We start from the raw sequence: 18,329 nt of genomic DNA, 5'->3' as shown, positions 1-18,329 counted from the left end.
GCCGGGTGGTCGCCCTGCCCCCGGAGCGCGGGCGGCGGGCCGCCCCGGCTTCCCCGGGGGACGGCCCGCCGCCACGCGGTGGGTCAGCGGGCGCTGGTCTCGTGCACGAAGGAGACCAGCCGGGTGAGCGCGTCCGGGTCCATGCTGGGCAGCACACCGTGGCCGAGGTTGAAGACGTGGCCGCTGGTACCGAGCGACCGGGCGGCGTCCAGCACCTCGCGGGCCTTGGTCTCGACGGCAGCGGTCGGTGCGAACAGCACGGCCGGGTCGAGGTTGCCCTGGAGGGCCTTGCCGGGGCCGACCCGCTCGGCGGCGACGTTCAGCGGCACCCGCCAGTCGACGCCGACCACGTCCGCGCCGGCCTCTCCCATCAGGCCGAGCAGCTCACCGGTGCCCACGCCGAAGTGGATCCGCGGCACGCCGTAGCCGGCCACCGCGTCGAACACCTTGGTGCTGGCGGGCATGACCGAGCGGCGGTAGTCGTCCGGGGCCAGCGCGCCGACCCAGGAGTCGAACAGCTGGACCGCCGAGGCGCCGGCCTCGATCTGCACCTTGAGGAAGGCGGCGGTGATGTCGGCCAGCCGGTCGACCAGGGCGGCCCACAGCTCGGGCGCGCCGTACATCATGGCCTTGGTGTTCTCGTGGTTCTTGGACGGGCCGCCCTCGACCAGGTAGCTGGCGAGGGTGTAGGGCGCGCCGGCGAAGCCGATCAGCGGGGTCGGGCCGAGCTCGTCGACGAGCAGGCCGACGGCCTCGGTGATGTAGGGGACGTCGTCCGGCTCCAGCGGGCGCAGCCGGCGGAGGTCCTCGGCGGTGCGGATCGGGTCGGCGATGACCGGGCCGATGCCGGGCTTGATGTCGACGTCGATGCCGATCGCCTTCAGCGGCACCACGATGTCGCTGAAGAAGATCGCCGCGTCGACCCTGTGCCGGCGCACCGGCTGGAGGGTGATCTCCTTGACCAGCTCGGGCCGCATGCAGGACTCCAGCATGGGGATGCCCTCGCGGACCTTGAGGTACTCGGGCAGCGAGCGGCCGGCCTGGCGCATGAACCACACCGGGGTGTGCGGTACCGGCTCGTGCCGGCAGGCGCGCAGGAACGCCGAGTCGTACGCGGCGCCGCGGCGCGCGTCGGGCTGCTGACCGGGGGTGGCGCCGGTCGGGGGGACTGCCGGGGTGGCTGCCGTGGTGTCTGCCGTCGTCTCGCTCACGCCCCAAATCTTCGCACGCGCCCCGGACCCGTCCGCCCCGGTGGTCTCGTCGGTTCCTCCAAGATCTGGCCGGATTGCCGCTCCGGCGCGCCGCGCGGGAAGAAGTTGCGGCGATTACCCGGGTTTTCGACCTAGTCTTCGGGTCATGGCAGCGGTCGGAGGGCACCCCGCACAGGGTGGCGGAGCAGGTGGCGGAACGGATCGGGGGGCGGCGCCGAGCGGCTTCCGGGCCGCCGTGGAGGCGCTCTCCGGCGCCCGGCTGCGCCCCGAACTGGCCCTCTCCCCCGCCCCGGCGCCCCGTCGGCTGGCGCCCTACTCCTTCGCGCTGACGGCCGCCGTCGAGGTGGACGGCGAGGAGCTGGCCGACGGCCGGCTGGTGCTGCTGCACGACCCGGCCGGGCAGGAGGCCTGGAACGGGGACTTCCGGGTGGTCACCATGACCCGGGCCGAGCTGGAACCGGAGATGGCCGGCGACCCGCTGCTCTCCGAGGTCGGCTGGGCCTGGCTGCTGGACGCGCTGCAGGCGCACGGCGCCGGATACGCGGAGCCGTCCGGCACGGTGTCGCTGAGCGCCTCGCAGTACTTCGGCGGGCTGGCGGACCGGGCGTCGACCACCGAGATCGAGATCCGGGCGTCCTGGACGCCGGCCGACGGCCGCTTCGAGCGGCACCTGGCGGCCTGGGGGGACCTGCTGTGCATCGGCGCGGGCCTGCCGCCCGCCGCCCCGGCCCCGCACGCCCCGGCCGACGTCACGTCACTCGGTGGGGTGGTCCCGATGCCCGCCCGGCGACGTCCGCGCCCGCACTGAGGACCGGCGCCCGCCCCGGCGTCACCGGGGGACGCCGCGCCACCACCCCCAAGGCTGACGGAGTGTGACTTCGGGGCGGCTCTGCGTCAATAACGTGGTCGGAACCGACCGCTTTGCGCCGGATCTGATCGATTTTGTGCGAATTCCAGACATGTCGCATCACTCACCTGCGCGATTTGTCCGTATTGTTACTCACTAGATCGTGATCTTTCGCTAAAGCCGGGCACGGATGCTGCCGAAGCAGACTGTGACCCTTTCCGAACGCGGAACACTCCGACCGCCCCCTCGGGGTTCCGTCCGCCACTCCCGCAGGAGGCCTGGTGTCGGTCCTTCTTGAGCACCCCGCAAACGTGGTCGCCTACCGCCCGACCAAGCCCACCGCCATGGTGGTCATCGCCGATCCCCGCGTCCGCAACACCGTCACCCGTCACCTCTGGGCGCTCGGCGTCCGGGACGTGATCGAGGTGTCCTCGATCGCGGAGGCCCGTCCCCGGGTCTCCACCCCCCGCGACATCTGCGTCGCCGACGTCCACCTCCCCGACGGCTCCGGACTCACCATCCTCGCCGAGACCCGTGCCGCCGGCTGGCCCAACGGGCTGGCACTCTCCGCCGCCGACGACATCGGCGCCGTCCGCAGCGCACTGGCCGGCGGGGTGAAGGGCTACGTCGTCACCGGGACCCGAACCAACGTCGCCATGCCGGGCCGTCCGGGCCTGCCGCTCGGCGCCGGCGGGCTGGCCGGGCGGATGCGGCGGCCCGGGATGCCGGGGATGCCCGGCGCGGCCGGGGCCCCGGGCGCTCCCGGGGCGCACGGCGCACCGGGTGCGCAGCAGGCCGCGTACCGCGAGCTGTCCGGCCGCGAGGTGGAGGTGCTGCGCCTGGTGGCCGAGGGCCAGTCGAACAAGGCGATCGGCGTGGCGATGGGCCTCTCGGCGCTGACCGTGAAGAGCCACCTGGCCCGGATCGCCCGCAAGCTCGGCACCGGCGACCGCGCCGGAATGGTCGCGGTCGCGCTGCGCACCGGCATCATCCACTGAGGTCGCGTGCCGCCGCGGCGGCCCTGGAGGAACGTTTCCTCCGGGGCCGCCGCGCCATGACGGACCGCCGGACGGCATCCGGTGGCCCCGCGCCCGACGACGGGCGACCGGGCACCCGCGTCGGTCCGACCAGTCCGACAACACTCCCGGTCGCGGGGTCCGTCGTACCCTTGGTGGGTGACCGACGCCGTAGCAGCCATCCCAGAAGAAGCAGCCCCGGTCCCGCTCCTCGAACCGAAGGAGGGGATCCCTCCGGTCGTGGCGGACGAGCGGGCGCTGGCCGCCACCGTCGCCGCCTTCGCGGCGGGAACCGGACCGGTCGCCGTCGACGCCGAGCGGGCCTCCGGCTACCGCTACGGCCAGCGGGCGTACCTCATCCAGCTGCGCCGCGCGGGCTCCGGCACCGCGCTGATCGACCCGATCGCCTGTCCCGACCTCGCCGAGCTGGGCCTCGCCCTCGCGGACACCGAATGGGTGGTGCACGCCGCGACCCAGGACCTGCCCTGCCTGGCCGAGGTGGGCATGAGACCCCGGCGCCTGTTCGACACCGAGCTGGCCGGGCGGATCGCCGGCTTCGCCCGGGTCGGACTCGGGCCGATGACCGAGAACGTGCTCGGGCTGAGTCTGGCCAAGGAGCACTCCGCGGTCGACTGGTCCACCCGCCCCCTGCCCGAGCCGTGGCTGCGCTACGCCGCTCTGGACGTCGAGGTGCTGGTCGAGCTGCGCGACGCACTCGAACAGGAGCTGGACGCCCAGGGCAAGCTCGGCTGGGCCCTGGAGGAGTTCGCGGCGATCGCCGCCGCCCCCCGCCCCGCCCCGCGGACCGACCCGTGGCGCCGCACCTCGCAGCTGCACAAGGTCCGCCGGCGCCGCCAGCTCGCCGTGGTGCGCGAGCTGTGGCTGGCCCGCGACCGGACGGCGCAGGAGCGGGACGTCTCGCCGGGCCGGGTGCTGTCGGACGCCGCGATCGTCAACGCCGCGCTGGCCATGCCGCTGAACGTCGCCGCGCTGCAGGCCGTCCAGGGCTTCGGCCCCCGGGTGCACCGGCGCCAGCTGGAGCAGTGGCTGGCCGCCGTCCAGCGCGGGCGGGAGGTGCCGGAGAACCAGCTGCCGCCGGCCGCCGCGCCGCACGACGGCCCGCCGCCGCCGCGCGCCTGGGCCGAGAAGGACCCGGTGGCCGCCGCCCGGCTGAGCGGGGGGCGTGCCGCGGTGAGCGAGCTGGCCGAGCGCCACCACCTGCCGGCCGAGAACCTGATCACCCCGGACCTGGTGCGCCGGGTCGCCTGGGAGCCGCCGGCCGACGCCTCCGCGGACGCGGTGGGCGCCGCGCTGCGGCGGCTGGGGGCCCGCCAGTGGCAGGTCGACCTGGTCGCCCCGGCCCTGGCCGCGGCCTTCGCCGAGGCCGCCACGGCGGCGCCGGCCCAGCAGGGCTGAGCGGGCCGGCCCGGGGCCGGAGCAGCGCACAGGGGATGTCGCCCGGACGGGCGGCATCCCCTTCGGCGTTCGCCCGCCCGGAGCGGGGCGGGGCGGGCAGAGTGGTGCGGGACACATGCAGAGATCCGCCCGGCGGGCCTGGGCAGGGTGGTTACCGACGGGTAGCATGACCGTGGAGCGGCGCCGCTCACGTCCCTCGTGCGACGGTTGGCGGCAGCCTGCCCACTTGAATCGTTGGTCCCTGGGAGGAGAGCCCCCGTGCCTCGTACCGTGAGGGACGTCGTCTTCGTCGATGGCGTCCGCACCCCGTTCGGCAAGGCCGGCCCGAAGGGCATCTACCACGAGACGCGCGCCGACGACCTGGTCGTCAAGTGCATCCGGGAGCTCGTGCGCCGGAACCCGAACCTGCCCGTCGAGCGCATCGACGAGGTCGCCGTCGCGGCCACCACGCAGATCGGCGACCAGGGCCTGACCATCGGCCGCACCGCCGCGCTGCTGTCCGGTCTGCCGAAGTCCGTCCCCGGCTACGCGATCGACCGCATGTGCGCCGGCGCGCTGACCGCCGTGACCACCACGGCCGGCGGCATCGCCTTCGGCGCGTACGACGTCGTCGTGGCCGGCGGCGTCGAGCACATGGGCCGCCACCCGATGGGCGAGGGCGTCGACCCGAACCCGCGCTTCGTCTCCGAGAAGCTGGTCGACGAGTCCGCCCTGTTCATGGGCATGACCGCGGAGAACCTGCACGACCGGTTCCCGCACCTGACCAAGGAGCGCTGCGACGCCTACGCCGTGCGCTCGCAGGAGAAGGCCGCCAAGGCGTACGCCAACGGCGACATCCAGCCCGGCCTGGTGCCGGTCTCGGTCCGCAACACCAACCCCGAGGTCGGCGAGACCGGCTGGGGCCTGGCCACCGTGGACGAGCCGATGCGCCCGGGCACCACGATGGAGAACCTGGCCGGTCTGAAGACCCCGTTCCGCCCGCACGGCAACATCACCGCCGGCAACTCGGCCGGTCTCAACGACGGTGCCACCGCCTCGCTGCTGGCCGCCGAGGACGTGGCCGAGGAGCTCGGCCTCCCGGTCCGGATGCGCCTGGTCTCGTACGCCTTCGCGGGCGTCGAGCCCGAGGTGATGGGCATCGGCCCGGTGCCGGCCACCGAGAAGGCGCTGGCCAAGGCCGGTCTGACGATCGACGACATCGGCGCGTTCGAGATCAACGAGGCCTTCGCCGTCCAGGTGCTGGCGTTCCTGGACCACTACGGCATCGCGGACGACGACGAGCGGGTCAACCCGTACGGCGGCGCGATCGCCTTCGGCCACCCGCTGGCCTCCTCCGGCGTGCGCCTGATGAACCAGCTGGCCCGCCGCTTCGAGCAGCGGCCCGACGTCCGCTACGGCCTCACCACGATGTGCATCGGCTTCGGCATGGGCGGCACCATCGTCTGGGAGAACCCGCACTTCGAGGGTGGTAAGTGAGCATGAGCACCACGACCGAGCTGCTGACCCGCGGCGCCGAGCTCTTCCCCGGCGAGGTCGTCACGACCGCGCACGTGCGCCACCTGGACCTGCCGCTGCAGGCCGGCCGGCTGGCGCTGATCACGCTGGACAACGGCTTCGACCACACCAGGCCGACCACCTTCGGCCCGGGCTCGCTGCTCAGGCTGAACGAGGCGCTGGACCAGGTCGGGGCGGAGGCCGCCGCCGGCACCGTCGTCGGTGCCGCGATCACCGGCAAGCCGTTCGTCTTCGCGGTCGGCGCCGACCTCAAGGGCGTCGAGCTGCTCGCGGAGCACGCGGACGCGCTGGCCATCGGCAAGGGCGGCCACGAGGTCTTCAAGCGGATCGCCGCGCTGCCCGTCCCGACCTTCGCCTTCTACAACGGCGCGGCGATGGGCGGCGGCGTCGAGGTCGGCCTGCACTGCGACTACCGCACGGTGTCGTCGGGCGTACCGGCGTTCTCGCTGCCCGAGGTCTTCCTGGGCCTCGTCCCCGGCTGGGGCGGCTGCAGCATCCTGCCGAACCTGATCGGCCCGGCCAGGGCGGTCAAGGTGATCATCGAGAACTCGATGGCGCAGAACAAGCAGCTCAAGGGCAAGGACGTGTTCGAGCTCGGGATCGCCGACGCGATCTTCGAGCCGGCCGACTTCCTGGAGCAGTCGCTGCTCTGGGCGGCCAGGGTGCTCAAGGGCGACGTGACCGTCACCCGCGAGGAGATCGACCGCGGCAAGGCCTGGGACGACGCCGTCGCCTGGGGCCGGCTGGTCGCCGACGCCAAGGTGCACGGGGCGGCCCCGGCCGCGTACCGGGCGCTGGACATCATCGCCCGGGTCAAGGACGAGGACCTGCAGGCCGGCTTCGACGCCGAGGACGCGGCGCTGGCCGACCTCATCATGGGCGGCGAGCTGCGCAGCGGCATCTACGCCTTCAACCTGGTGCAGCGCCGGGCCAAGCGCCCGGTCGGCGCGCCGGACAAGGCGCTGGCCCGCCCGGTCAACAAGGTCGGCGTCGTCGGCGCCGGTCTGATGGCCTCGCAGCTGGCGCTGCTGTTCGCCCGCCGGCTGGAGGTGCCGGTGGTGCTCACCGACATCGACCAGGAGCGCGTCGACAAGGGCGTCGGCCACGTCCACGGCGAGATCGACAAGCTGCTCGGCAAGGGCCGGATCGGCCAGGACAAGGCCAACCGCCTCAAGGGCCTGGTCTCCGGCTCGCTCGACAGGGCAGCGGCCTTCGGCGACGCCGACTTCGTGATCGAGGCCGTGTTCGAGGAGATGGGCGTCAAGCAGACCGTCTTCGCGGACCTGGAGGACGTCGTCTCGCCGACCTGTGTGCTGGCGACCAACACCTCCTCGCTGTCGGTCACCGAGATGGCCTCCCGGCTGAAGCACCCCGAGCGGGTCGTCGGCTTCCACTTCTTCAACCCGGTCGCGATCCTCCCGCTGCTGGAGATCGTCCGCGGCGAGCGGACCGACGACGCCTCGCTGGCCACCGCCTTCGGCGTCTCGAAGAAGCTGCGCAAGACCTCGGTGCTGGTCAAGGACGCCCCGGCGTTCGTGGTCAACCGGATCCTGACCCGCTTCATGGGCGAGATCCAGCGCATCATCGACGAGGGCACCCCGATCGCCACCGTCGAGAAGGGCATCGAGCCGCTCGGCCTGCCGATGTCCCCGATCGTGCTGCTGGAGCTGGTCGGCCCGGCCATCGCCCAGCACGTCTCGGAGACCCTGCACGGCGCTTTCCCGGAGCGGTTCGCCGTCTCCGCGAACCTCGGCCGGGTGGTCGCGGCCGGCAAGCGCGGCTTCTACACCTGGGTGGACGGCAAGCAGGTCCTCGACCCCGAGGTGCTGGAACTGCTCTCCTTCGGCGACACCGTGCTGACCGAGGCGCAGGTCCTGGACCGCGCCCTGGAGGCCGTCGCCCAGGAGATCGGCCTGATGCTGGCGGAGGGGGTCGTCGCCGAGGCGCAGGACATCGACCTCTGCATGATCACCGGCGCGGGCTGGCCCTTCCACCTCGGCGGGATCACCCCGTACCTGGACCGTACGGGCGTCTCGGAGCGGGTGAACGGCAAGCGCTTCCTCGCCCCCGGCGTGGCCTCCGTGCCCGCCTAGGCGGGACGGCGAAGGGCCCCGGTGACCGGATCGGTCACCGGGGCCCTTTCCGTGCGCCCCCGGGGCCTGCGTGCGTCCCCGGGACGTTCACAGGACCGGGGGCGTTCGCACGCGCCGGGGCGGTGCTCCGGACGTCCGGTCCCCGGGGCGGTCGGCGCTTGAGCGGTCAGCGCTTGAGGCGGTAGACGACGGTGTCGGCGAAGACGCCGACCATCTCGTAGTGGGTCTCCAGCAGGTTCTCGATCTTCGGGATCATGCCGGGCTGGTACGGCGCGAGGCCGGAGTCGTCCACGACCACCTCGGGCAGGCCCTTGGCGATCTCCTGGTCGAAGGTCTGCCAGGCGTTGGCCATCGAGAACTGTTCGCCGACGTTGAGGTTGCCGTCCTTGCCGCCGCTGTAGTTGGTGAGGAAACCGGCTGTGAGGTAGCGGGTGGCGGGCTTGCGGTCGGCGAGCCAGTACAGCTCCGGGTGCATGCCCCAGACCAGCACGGTGTCCTTGGGGGTGGTCTGCGCGGCGACGGCGGTGGCCACCTCGGTGGTGCGGTCCAGCCGCTCCCCCGGCCAGGCCAGCGCCAGGCCCCAGAAGAAGGTCGCGGCGGCCGTGGTGTACACCAGGACGGGCTTCCAGCGGACGGCCGAGGTGGCGATCGCCCCGGTGCCCAGCAGCACCAGCGGGGGGATCAGCTGGAGGTAGTAGTGGCCGAAGAAGTGGAAGCCGACGCTGACCGCGACGACCGAGGAGAGCAGCCACATCCACAGGTCGGTGGTGGAGCCGTGCTCCTCCCCCGCGACCGGCAGCGGGCGGTGCCGGTGTTTCAGCCAGAGCCGGCGACCGACCGGCAGCAGGAAGCCGAGGCCGGCGCCGAGCAGGATCGCCGAGTTGCCGAGCGCCCGGCCGGTCATCTGCAGCCAGGCGCCGCCGAAGGTCGCGTAGTCGCCGCTGCCGGTGACCACCCAGAACAGGAAGCCCTTGGGCTTGGTGAGGATCACCGCGACCAGCGCTATCGGCAGGGTGAAGCCGAAACCGATCTTCAGCAGGGCGGGGATCCACCGGACGCCGCGCCGTCTGGCGTCCTGGAAGAGCATCCAGAGCACCGGGAGCAGCACCGCGCCGCCGGTCTGTTTGGTCAGTGAGCAGAGCGCCACCGCGATGCCGGCCGCCAGCCAGCGGCGGCGCTCGGCGTACCGGAAGGCGGCCACCATGGCGGGCAGCATGAAGACCTCGAAGGTCGCCGCCTGGGTGTCCTCGGGCGAGAGCCCGATCGAGGCCAGCAGGTAGAGCAGGCCCGCGCCGACGCCGGCCCGGTTGCCCCAGCGCCCGCGGGCGAGCGAGGCCAGCAGGATCGCGGTGACCAGGTGGGCGACCACCGCCAGGGTGCGCAGCGGCCAGAGCGAGGCGGAACCGAAGACCGCGAAGCAGGCCTGGTAGAGCCAGGGCAGCAGCGGCGGCTTGCGGTCCACCACGGTGTCGTACAGCACGCCGCCGTCGGCGAGCATCCGGGCCTGGGTGGCCAGGAAGCCCTCGTCGGGGCTCCAGACCGGGCGGACGAAGGAGGGCAGGTGGGTGAGCAGGGCGACCAGGGCGAGCAGCGGCACCAGCCGCGACCAGTAGCCGGTCCGCACGCGCTCCCAGCCGTCGGCCGGGGGTACCCCCAAGGGCAGGCGCTCGGCGAGAGCGGTCAGGCGGGATCGGATGGGGGTCGGCACGGATGACAACCTACCGGGCGGGATCGGCGCGGGCAGCGCCGGTCCCGCCTTTGGTGCGATTATCAGCCCTCGGCCGGTACGACGGTGACGAAGCTGTCGAACACCGCCCCGGGGGCGCGGACGGGCGGTCCTCGGTGGACGGACGACCTCCGGCGGACGGATGACCGTCAGTGGACGGCGACGCCGAGGCGGGAGACCAGGGCGGTCACCTGACGGGCGATGTCCGGGGCGGTGAGACCGATCTCGGCGAGGATCTCGGGCCGCGAGGCGTGGTCCAGGAACTCCTGCGGAATGCCGAAGTCGCGCAGCGGCAGGTCCACGTCCGCGTCGCGCAGCGCCTGGGCGATCGCCGTGCCGACCCCGCCGACCCGGCCGTTGTCCTCGACCGTGACGACCACCCGGTGCTCGGCGGCCAGGCCGGGCAGCGCCGGGTCGACCGGCTTGACCCAGCGCGGGTCCACCACGGTGCTGGTGATGCCCTCGGCGGCCAGCAGCCCGGCGACCTCCAGGCACATCGGGGCGAGCGCGCCGACCGAGACGATCAGCACGTCGGCCCGGCGGCCCTCCTCGGCCCGCGGGCCGTCGAGCAGCACGTCCATGCCGCCGACCGTACCGACCGCCGGGACGGCCGGGCCGACCGAGCCCTTGGAGTAGCGGACCACGGTCGGGGCGTCCTTGACCTCGACGGCCTCGCGCAGCTGGGCGCGGACCTGGTCGGCGTCGCGCGGGGCGGCGAGCCGGAGGCCGGGGACGACCTGGAGGATCGACATGTCCCACATGCCGTTGTGCGAGGCGCCGTCGCTGCCGGTGACGCCGGAGCGGTCCAGCACGAAGGTGACGCCCAGCCGGTGCAGGGCGACGTCCATCAGCACCTGGTCGAAGGCGCGGTTGAGGAAGGTCGCGTAGACCGCGAAGACCGGGTGCAGCCCGCCGGTGGCCAGGCCGGCGGCGCTGGTGACGGCGTGCTGCTCGGCGATGCCGACGTCGAAGATGCGGTCCGGGAAGGCCTCCGCGAACGGGGCCAGGCCCACCGGGTGGAGCATCGCGGCGGTGATGCCGACGATGTCCTCGCGCTCGTGGCCGAGCGCCACCATCTCCTCGGCGAAGACCGAGGTCCAGTCCTTGCCCGAGCTCTTGATCGGCAGGCCGGTCTCCGGGTGGATCACGCCGACCGCGTGGAAGCGGTCCTCGTCGTTGTTCTCGGCGGCGTGGTAGCCGCGGCCCTTCTCGGTGAGGCAGTGCACGATCACCGGGCCGCCGAAGCCGCGCGCCTTGGTGAGCGCGGACTCCAGGGCGGTGAGGTCGTGGCCGTCGATCGGGCCGATGTACTTGAGGCCGAGGTCCTCGAACATGCCCTGCGGGGCGATGAAGTCCTTCAGGCCCTTCTTGGCGCCGTGCAGGGTCTCGAAGAGCTGCTGGCCGACCACCGGGGTGCGCTGCAGCGCGTCCTTGCCCCAGGACAGGAAGCGCTCGTAGCCCTGGGTGGTGCGCAGGGTGGCGAGGTGGTTGGCCAGGCCGCCGATGGTGGGCGAGTAGGAGCGCTCGTTGTCGTTGACGACGATGACGACCGGGCGGTCCTTGGCGTCGGCGATGTTGTTCAGGGCCTCCCAGGCCATGCCGCCGGTGAGCGCGCCGTCGCCGATCACGGCGACCACCGGGTCGGTGCTGCCCAGCAGCTGGTTGGCCTTGGCCAGGCCGTCGGCGTAGGAGAGGACGGTGGAGGCGTGCGAGTTCTCGATCACGTCGTGCTCGGACTCGGCGCGGGACGGGTAGCCGGAGAGGCCGCCCTTGGTGCGCAGCCCGGAGAAGTCCTGGCGGCCGGTGAGCAGCTTGTGGACGTAGCTCTGGTGGCCGGTGTCGAAGAGGACGCGGTCGCGCGGGGAGTCGAAGACCCGGTGCAGCGCGATGGTGAGTTCCACCACGCCGAGGTTCGGGCCCAGGTGGCCGCCCGTCTTGGAGACCTCCGTCACCAGGAAGGTCCGGATCTCCTGGGCCAGCGCGGCCAGCTGTCCGGGCGTGAGCCGGTCGAGATCGCGCGGTCCCCGAATGCGGGTCAGCAGGGCCACCCGTTCCTCCTCGTTCAGTGTTCGCGGACCGCGGGGGCCCGACGGGCGTCGCCGCCCGGTGTCGACCGGTCGAGTCTAGTGTCCGCCTACCGGACGCCGGGCGGGGCGTCCGGTGCCGGGGGCCGGTACGCGCCAGCCACCTCGGAGGTCACTCTTTCGAGTGAAGCCGGAAAACCGGCGTGTCGGTGCGGTTCGGTGCGGTTCGGGCCGCACCGGGACAAGGCGGTCAGGGCCGGGTGACGGCGAGGGCGCTGGAGTCCCCCGCCTCGCTCATCACCAGCGCCAGCGCTCCCAGGACCTCCGCGCGGCCGCCCAGGGTGCCGGGGACCACCGACAGCTGGCGGGCCGCGCTGGGGATCGCGTAGCGGGCCACCGAGTCCCGGATCGGCGCCAGCACCAGCTCCCCGGCGTCCGCGAGGTCGCCGCCGAGGATCACCCGGCGCGGGTTGAGCAGGTTGCACAGGGTCGCGACGCCGGTACCGATCTGCCGGCCCGCGTCGGCGATCACCCGGCGGCAGCCGAGGTCGCCCGCCTGGGCCAGCTCGACCACCCGGGGCAGGGTCAGGCCGCCGCCGAGGGTGGGAGTGAGCAGGTTCAGCAGGTAGCGCGAGCCGACGAAGGTCTCCAGACAGCCGCGGTTGCCGCAGCGGCAGACCGGGCCGGCCTCGTCCAGGGTGATGTGACCGATCTCGCCCGCGGTGCCGCCCGGTCCCCGGTAGATCTGGCCGTTGACCACCAGGCCGGCGCCGACGCCGCTGGCCACCTTGATGTAGGCGAGGTCGCTCAGGCCCCGGCCCGCGCCCCAGACCAGCTCGCCGAGCGCGCCGAGGTTGGCGTCGTTGTCGACGTGCACCGGCAGGCCGAGGCGGTCGGCCAGCTCACGGCCGGGCGCGATCCCGGTCCAGCCGGGGAGGATCGCGGTGGAGCCCAGCGCGCCGGTCTCCACGTCGATCGGGCCGGGGACGCCGAGGCCCACGCCGATCACCTTGTCCGGGCGGAAGCCGGCCTCCGCGAGCAGCCGCTCGACCAGGGCCTCGGCCCGGTCGAAGCCCTGCGCGGCGGAGACGTCGACGTCCATCGGGGCGCTCTCCTCGGCGAGCACCCGGTGGGCGAGGTTGCCGACGGCGACCCGCAGGTGGGTGTGGCCGAAATCGATCCCCACCACGATGCCCGCGTCCCCGCTGAGCGAGACGCTGCGGGCACGGCGGCCGCCGGCGGAGGTGTCGGCCACCACGACGGTGCCGCTCTCCTTCAGTTCCCGCACGATGTTGGACACGGTGGCCGCCGAGAGGCCGGTGCCGCGGGCGATCTCGGCCTGGGTCAGCGAGCCGGCCATCCGCACCGCGCGGAGCACCCGCTCCAGGTTGGCCCGGTGCAGCGAGGACTGCGAGCCCGGTGTGTCCGTCGACATGATCCACCCTCCCAAGGGCGCGGGGACCCCTCCGCCGGGCGTCCCCTTCTTCAAGTCCTGAAGCCTAGGGCCTCTCCCGGGGATCGCGCCGGGCGGGCGCCGTGACGCGGGGGGAGGGCGGCGGAGGGCGGGAGAGAGGTGCCGGGGCCCGGGGAAGGTGAGGGCACGGGGGAGGTAACGCGGAGGAACGGTGCGGACGGCCGGCGCGGCGCCGGGGCCGCGCCGGGCTGCTTCCCAGGTCGACCGGCCGATCGGCGGGTTGACAGCACCGCAGGTCGGGGCCCGGCCGACCGGGGCCGCCGGTTCCGGCGCCCGTGCGAAAACCGGTCCCCCGTACGATGGTGCCCAATCTCACCCGTCCCACCGGTCACGGACGTGCGCCGGACCCGGGACGATTCCAGACATGACGGGGCATCAGATGGCAGGGGATCACCCTACACCGGGGGCTGGCGAAGCTCCCGGCAGCGGTCCGGACAACCGGGGCGTCTCGCTCGGACGCAAGCCGGGCGGCGTCGACCCGGCCGCCGTGGCGGACCAGCAGACACAGCTCGACGGGGCCGCGGTCCCCGGCCAGGCCGCGCCGCCGGCCCCGGCCGCGCCGCCCGCCGCGCCACCGGCCGCGGGCGGGTACGCCTACGCGCCCACCGCCCCCGCCTTCCCCGCCCAGGGCCCGACGCCGCCCCCGCCGGGCGCCCCGGTCGGCCCGTACGACCCTTCCCCGGGCCAGCCGCAGTTCGGCGCCCCGGCCGCGGGCCAGCCGTACGGTTACACCGCACCGCCCGCGGACGGCGGCGCCGGCGGGTACGGCTACCCGCAGCAGGGCGGCTACGGCTACCCGGGCGCCCCGGTGCCCGCCGCGCCGAAGCGCAACCCCGTGATGGTCTGGGGCGGCATCATCGGCGGCGTGCTGGCGATCGCCATCGTCGCCGCGCTGTTCGTGCTGTTCACGGACGAGGACAAGAAGAAGGACGACCCGCCGGCCGCCTCCGGCGGCACCACCGGCGAGGTCACCGGCGGGGCCACCGCGGACGCCTCCGGCGGGGCCACCGCGGCGCCGTCGACCGGTGCCACCGGCGGCGGTGGCAGCGGCAAGGCCGGGGCCTACAACCTGGCCTGGGCGGCCGACAAGCCCGCCAGCTCGGTCAGCGGCTCGACCCGGCTGCTCGCCATCTGGGGCGCCGACAAGGTCGCGGTGCGCGCCGACACCACCGGCATCCGCGCCGTCAACACCGCCGACGGCAAGGAGGCCTGGAGCATCCCGGTGCCCTCCGGCGCCAAGGAGTTCTGCACCGCCTCCTACAACGCCAACTCCAAGCACGTCGCCGCGATCTCGCTGAACACCGGCGACAGCGACTGCTCCACCATCGCCGCCGTGGACCTCAACACCGGGAAGCTGTCCTGGACCGTCAAGGTCGGGCAGAGCCGGATGAGCTCCCCCACCCTGACCATCACCGACAAGGTGGTCGGCATCGGCGCCAACACGGCCGCCGCGGTGAACGTCGCCGACGGCTCCGCGGTCTGGTCCTTCCAGCCGCGCGAGAAGGACTGCAACGTCTACGGCACCGCCGCCGGCGCGCAGATCGTGGTCACCGACCGCTGCTACGGCCTCAACACGACCGTCAAGTCGCAGCTGGTGATCGTCGAGACGGACAGCGGCAAGGTCACCTCGCCCGCGCCGATCACGCTCGGCGGCAGCATCGAGCGCGTCGACAAGGTGCTCTCCGACCAGCCCCTGGTGGTGTCGATGTCCAGCGGTCCGAACGGCGACTACGTGCTCCCGTTCGACAAGACCAACAAGCCGGGCACCCAGATGCCCGTCAAGGAGCCCGGCTACGACACCCTGCGGCTCAGCGGCCTGGCCGACGCCTTCACCCAGAGCGTGGTCAGCGGCACCACCCTGTACGTGCAGACCAACCCCAGCAAGCCGGCGATCAACGCGTACGACCTGAACACCGGCAAGCGGCTCTGGTCGACCGACGGCAAGGCCAAGGACGGTCTGCGGCTGGTCTCCGCCACCGACAAGGAGGGCAAGGTCCGGGCGATCCTGGACATGGGCTACGGCAACGACGCCAAGCTGGTGACGCTCGCCCCCGCCGACGGCGCGGTGACCGAGCTCGGCAACCTCACCGTCGGCAAGAGCTCCGCGTTCAACATCGGCATGAGCACCAACGAGTTCGTCATGAACTCGGACGGGTCGCTGTACGGGTTCTCCCGCGGCAGCTTCGAATCCCCGGTGTTCAAGTACGTCAAGAAGTAACGGCGCCCCGGGCGGGGCGTCCACGGGCCGACGGTCCGTGGACGCCCCGCCCGCGCCGCATCCGGGCACGGCCCAGCGGAACCGGCGGGCGGGCATGACAGGATGCCTGGCAAAAGCCAGACGAAGGAGTCCTGCGAGTGCCCGGCACCAACCTGACCCGCGAGGAGGCCCGCACCCGGGCCGACCTCCTGCACGTGGACGCGTACGACATCGAGCTCGACCTGGGCTCGGCCCGAGAGGGGGGCACGTTCCGGTCCACCACCGTGGTCCGGTTCACCGCCACCACCCCGGGCGCGGCCACCTTCATCGACCTGGTCGCCCCGAGCGTCGAGGAGATCGTCCTCAACGGCGAGCGGCTCGACAACGCCTGCTTCGCCGACAGCCGGATCGCGCTCGCGGACCTCGCCGCCGAGAACGAGCTGCGCGTCGTCGCCGAGTGCGCCTACACCAACACCGGCGAGGGCCTGCACCGGTTCGTCGACCCGGTCGACGGCGAGACCTACCTCTACACCCAGTTCGAGGTGCCGGACGCCCGCCGGGTCTTCGCGAACTTCGAGCAGCCGGACCTCAAGGCCGCCTTCACCTTCACCGTGACCGCGCCGGCCGACTGGACCGTGGTCTCCAACTCGCCCACCCCCGAGCCCCGGGGCGAGGGGGACAGCCGCGTCTGGCGCTTCGAGCCCACCGGCCGGATCTCCTCGTACATCACCGCGCTGATCGCCGGCCCCTACGTCGGGGTCTTCGACGCCTACGAGAACGGCGAGCAGAAGGTGCCGCTGGGCATCTACTGCCGGCCCTCGCTGCGCGAGTTCCTGGACGCCGAGGCGATCTTCGAGGTCACCAAGCAGGGCTTCGACTACTTCCAGGAGAAGTTCGACTTCCCCTACCCGTTCCCCAAGTACGACCAGCTGTTCGTGCCGGAGTTCAACGCCGGCGCGATGGAGAACGCGGGCGCCGTCACCATCCGCGACCAGTACGTCTTCCGGTCCAAGGTGACCGACGCCGCGTACGAGGCCCGCGCCGCGACGATCCTGCACGAGCTCGCCCACATGTGGTTCGGCAACCTCGTCACCATGGAGTGGTGGAACGACCTCTGGCTGAACGAGTCGTTCGCCACCTACGCCGAGGCGGTCTGCCAGGCCGAGGCGCCCGGCTCGCGGTGGCCCAACTCCTGGACCACCTTCGCCAACCAGATGAAGACCTGGGCGTACCGGCAGGACCAGCTGCCGTCCACCCACCCGATCATGGCCGAGATCAACGACCTGGAGGACGTCCAGGTCAACTTCGACGGCATCACCTACGCCAAGGGCGCCTCGGTGCTCAAGCAGCTGGTGGCCTACGTCGGCCAGGACGCCTTCTTCGAGGGCGTGCGCGCCTACTTCAAGCGGCACGCCTGGGGCAACACCCGGCTCGGCGACCTGCTCGGCGCGCTGGAGGAGGCCAGCGGGCGCGACCTCAAGGCCTGGTCCGCCGCCTGGCTGGAGACCGCCGGCATCAACGTGCTGCGGCCCGCGCTGACCCTGAACACGGACGGCACGATCGAGTCCTTCGCCGTGCTGCAGGACGCCCCGGCGCTGCCGGCCGGCGCCAAGGGCGAGGCCGTGCTCCGGCCGCACCGCATCGCCGTCGGCCTCTACGAGCTGAACGACGGCGCGCTGGTGCGCACCGACCGGATCGAACTGGACGTCGACGGCCCGCGCACCGAGGTGCCGGAGCTGGTCGGCCGGCACCGCCCCGCGGTGATCCTGCTGAACGACGACGACCTGTCCTACGCCAAGGTGCGCCTGGACGAGGACTCCCTGGCCGTGGTCACCGAGAACCTCGGCGGCTTCCCCGACGCGCTGCCGCGCGCGCTGTGCTGGGCCTCCGCCTGGGACATGACCCGCGACGGCGAGCTGGCCGCCCGCGACTACCTGACGCTGGCCCTCTCCGGCCTGCCGCGGGAGAGCGACATCGGCGTCGTCCAGTCGGTGCAGCGCCAGGTCAAGCAGGCGCTCGACGGCTACGCCGACCCGGCCTGGCGCGAGGAGGGCCTGGCCCGCTGGGCCGGGGCCGCCGAGCAGGCGCTGCGCGCCGCCGAGCCGGGCAGCGACCACCAGCTCTCCTGGGCGCGGGCGCTGGCCGCCGTCGCCCGCACCGACGGTCAGCTCGGGCTGCTCGCCGGGCTGCTGGACGGCAGCGCCGCGATCCCCGGCCTGGCCGTGGACACCGAGCTGCGCTGGACCCTGCTGGGCCGCCTCGCCGCGACCGGCCGGGCCGACGGGGCCGCGATCGACGCCGAGCTGGCCCGCGACAACACCGCGGCCGGCCAGGAGCACGCGGCCAGCTGCCGGGCCGCCCGGCCGACGGCCGAGGCGAAGGCGGAGGCCTGGGCGTCCGTCGTGGAGTCGGACACGCTCACCAACTACGTGCAGGCGGCGGTGATCGGCGGCTTCCAGCAGGCCGACCAGCGCGAGCTGCTGGCGCCGTACGCGGAGAAGTACTTCGCGGCGGTCAAGGCCGTCTGGGAGACCCGCAGCCACGAGATCTCGCAGCAGATCATCGTCGGCCTCTACCCGGGGCTGCTCGTCGAGCAGGGCACGCTGGACGCCACCGACGCCTGGCTCGCCGGGGCGGACCCGGCGCCGGCGCTGCGGCGCCAGGTCGTCGAGTCGCGGGCCGGCGTGGAGCGGGCGCTGAAGGCGCAGGCCGTCGACCGGGCCGCCGGGGCCCGCTGACGCGGCCGGTGCTCCCCCTCCCCGCGGCGCGGGGAGGGGGAACGCCCGAGGGGGCGCCGGACGTGGTCCGGC

11 protein-coding genes are annotated in these 18,329 nt (G+C 73.3%); 7 read left to right on the top strand and 4 right to left on the bottom strand.

Annotation, left to right across the window (positions count from 1 at the left end; genetic code table 11):
* Window positions 1–83: 83 nt before the first annotated feature.
* Window positions 84–1,097: a uroporphyrinogen decarboxylase gene (hemE, locus tag ACFCX4_RS22810; RefSeq protein WP_376145229.1), complete on the bottom strand. Its 1,014-nt coding sequence runs from the start codon at window positions 1,095–1,097 to the stop codon at window positions 84–86.
* A gap of 259 nt (window positions 1,098–1,356) precedes the next feature.
* On the opposite strand from hemE, the gene ACFCX4_RS22805 reads away from it, so the two are divergent.
* From ACFCX4_RS22805 to ACFCX4_RS22785, 5 genes are all read left to right on the top strand, one after another.
* Entirely contained in the window at window positions 1,357–2,019 is a 663-nt protein-coding gene (locus ACFCX4_RS22805; protein WP_376145228.1) for a DUF3000 domain-containing protein, read from the top strand.
* A gap of 320 nt (window positions 2,020–2,339) precedes the next feature.
* The gene (locus ACFCX4_RS22800) at window positions 2,340–3,056 is read left to right on the top strand and encodes a LuxR C-terminal-related transcriptional regulator (RefSeq protein WP_376145226.1); all 717 of its coding nucleotides are present in this window, start codon (window positions 2,340–2,342) and stop codon (window positions 3,054–3,056) included.
* A gap of 177 nt (window positions 3,057–3,233) precedes the next feature.
* Window positions 3,234–4,490, top strand: a complete 1,257-nt coding sequence (locus ACFCX4_RS22795) for an HRDC domain-containing protein (RefSeq protein WP_376145224.1) — start codon at window positions 3,234–3,236, stop codon at window positions 4,488–4,490.
* Between the two features lie 258 nt (window positions 4,491–4,748).
* Window positions 4,749–5,966: a thiolase family protein gene (locus ACFCX4_RS22790; protein WP_376145222.1), complete on the top strand. Its 1,218-nt coding sequence runs from the start codon at window positions 4,749–4,751 to the stop codon at window positions 5,964–5,966.
* A gap of 2 nt (window positions 5,967–5,968) precedes the next feature.
* Window positions 5,969–8,098, top strand: coding sequence for a 3-hydroxyacyl-CoA dehydrogenase NAD-binding domain-containing protein (locus tag ACFCX4_RS22785; RefSeq protein ID WP_376145220.1), 2,130 nt, complete (start codon window positions 5,969–5,971; stop codon window positions 8,096–8,098).
* A 166-nt stretch (window positions 8,099–8,264) separates the two neighbouring features.
* Here the strand turns inward: ACFCX4_RS22785 and ACFCX4_RS22780 are convergent, their stop codons facing one another.
* The 3 genes from ACFCX4_RS22780 to ACFCX4_RS22770 all read right to left on the bottom strand — a co-directional run bounded on the left by ACFCX4_RS22780 (window position 8,265) and on the right by ACFCX4_RS22770 (window position 13,283).
* Window positions 8,265–9,806, bottom strand: a complete 1,542-nt coding sequence (locus ACFCX4_RS22780) for an ArnT family glycosyltransferase (protein ID WP_376145218.1) — start codon at window positions 9,804–9,806, stop codon at window positions 8,265–8,267.
* 167 nt (window positions 9,807–9,973) lie between these two features.
* Window positions 9,974–11,872 (bottom strand): 1-deoxy-D-xylulose-5-phosphate synthase, encoded by a 1,899-nt coding sequence (gene dxs / locus ACFCX4_RS22775; RefSeq protein ID WP_376145216.1) that lies wholly within the window; start codon window positions 11,870–11,872, stop codon window positions 9,974–9,976.
* A gap of 226 nt (window positions 11,873–12,098) precedes the next feature.
* Complete coding sequence (locus ACFCX4_RS22770) at window positions 12,099–13,283, bottom strand: ROK family protein (protein ID WP_376145214.1); 1,185 nt, start codon at window positions 13,281–13,283, stop codon at window positions 12,099–12,101.
* A 526-nt stretch (window positions 13,284–13,809) separates the two neighbouring features.
* On the opposite strand from ACFCX4_RS22770, the gene ACFCX4_RS22765 reads away from it, so the two are divergent.
* Together ACFCX4_RS22765 and pepN are read left to right on the top strand one after the other, a co-directional pair.
* Window positions 13,810–15,540: a PQQ-binding-like beta-propeller repeat protein gene (locus ACFCX4_RS22765; protein WP_376145212.1), complete on the top strand. Its 1,731-nt coding sequence runs from the start codon at window positions 13,810–13,812 to the stop codon at window positions 15,538–15,540.
* Window positions 15,541–15,677: 137 nt separating this feature from the next.
* The gene (pepN, locus tag ACFCX4_RS22760) at window positions 15,678–18,257 is read left to right on the top strand and encodes an aminopeptidase N (RefSeq protein ID WP_376145210.1); all 2,580 of its coding nucleotides are present in this window, start codon (window positions 15,678–15,680) and stop codon (window positions 18,255–18,257) included.
* Window positions 18,258–18,329 lie beyond the last annotated feature (72 nt).

Origin of the sequence: Kitasatospora sp. NPDC056327, from assembly GCF_042261735.1 — a bacterium.
Taxonomy (GTDB): domain Bacteria; phylum Actinomycetota; class Actinomycetes; order Streptomycetales; family Streptomycetaceae; genus Kitasatospora.
This window is presented reverse-complemented; position numbering and strand designations above follow the sequence as displayed.

Excerpts from the sequence above, each read along its gene's own strand:
- ACFCX4_RS22805 (WP_376145228.1), top strand. The coding sequence starts at position 1,357 with ATGGCAGCGGTCGGAGGGCACCCCGCACAGGGTGGCGGAGCAGGTGGC.
- ACFCX4_RS22785 (WP_376145220.1), top strand. The coding sequence starts at position 5,969 with ATGAGCACCACGACCGAGCTGCTGACCCGCGGCGCCGAGCTCTTCCCC.
- ACFCX4_RS22770 (WP_376145214.1), bottom strand. The coding sequence starts at position 13,283 with ATGTCGACGGACACACCGGGCTCGCAGTCCTCGCTGCACCGGGCCAAC.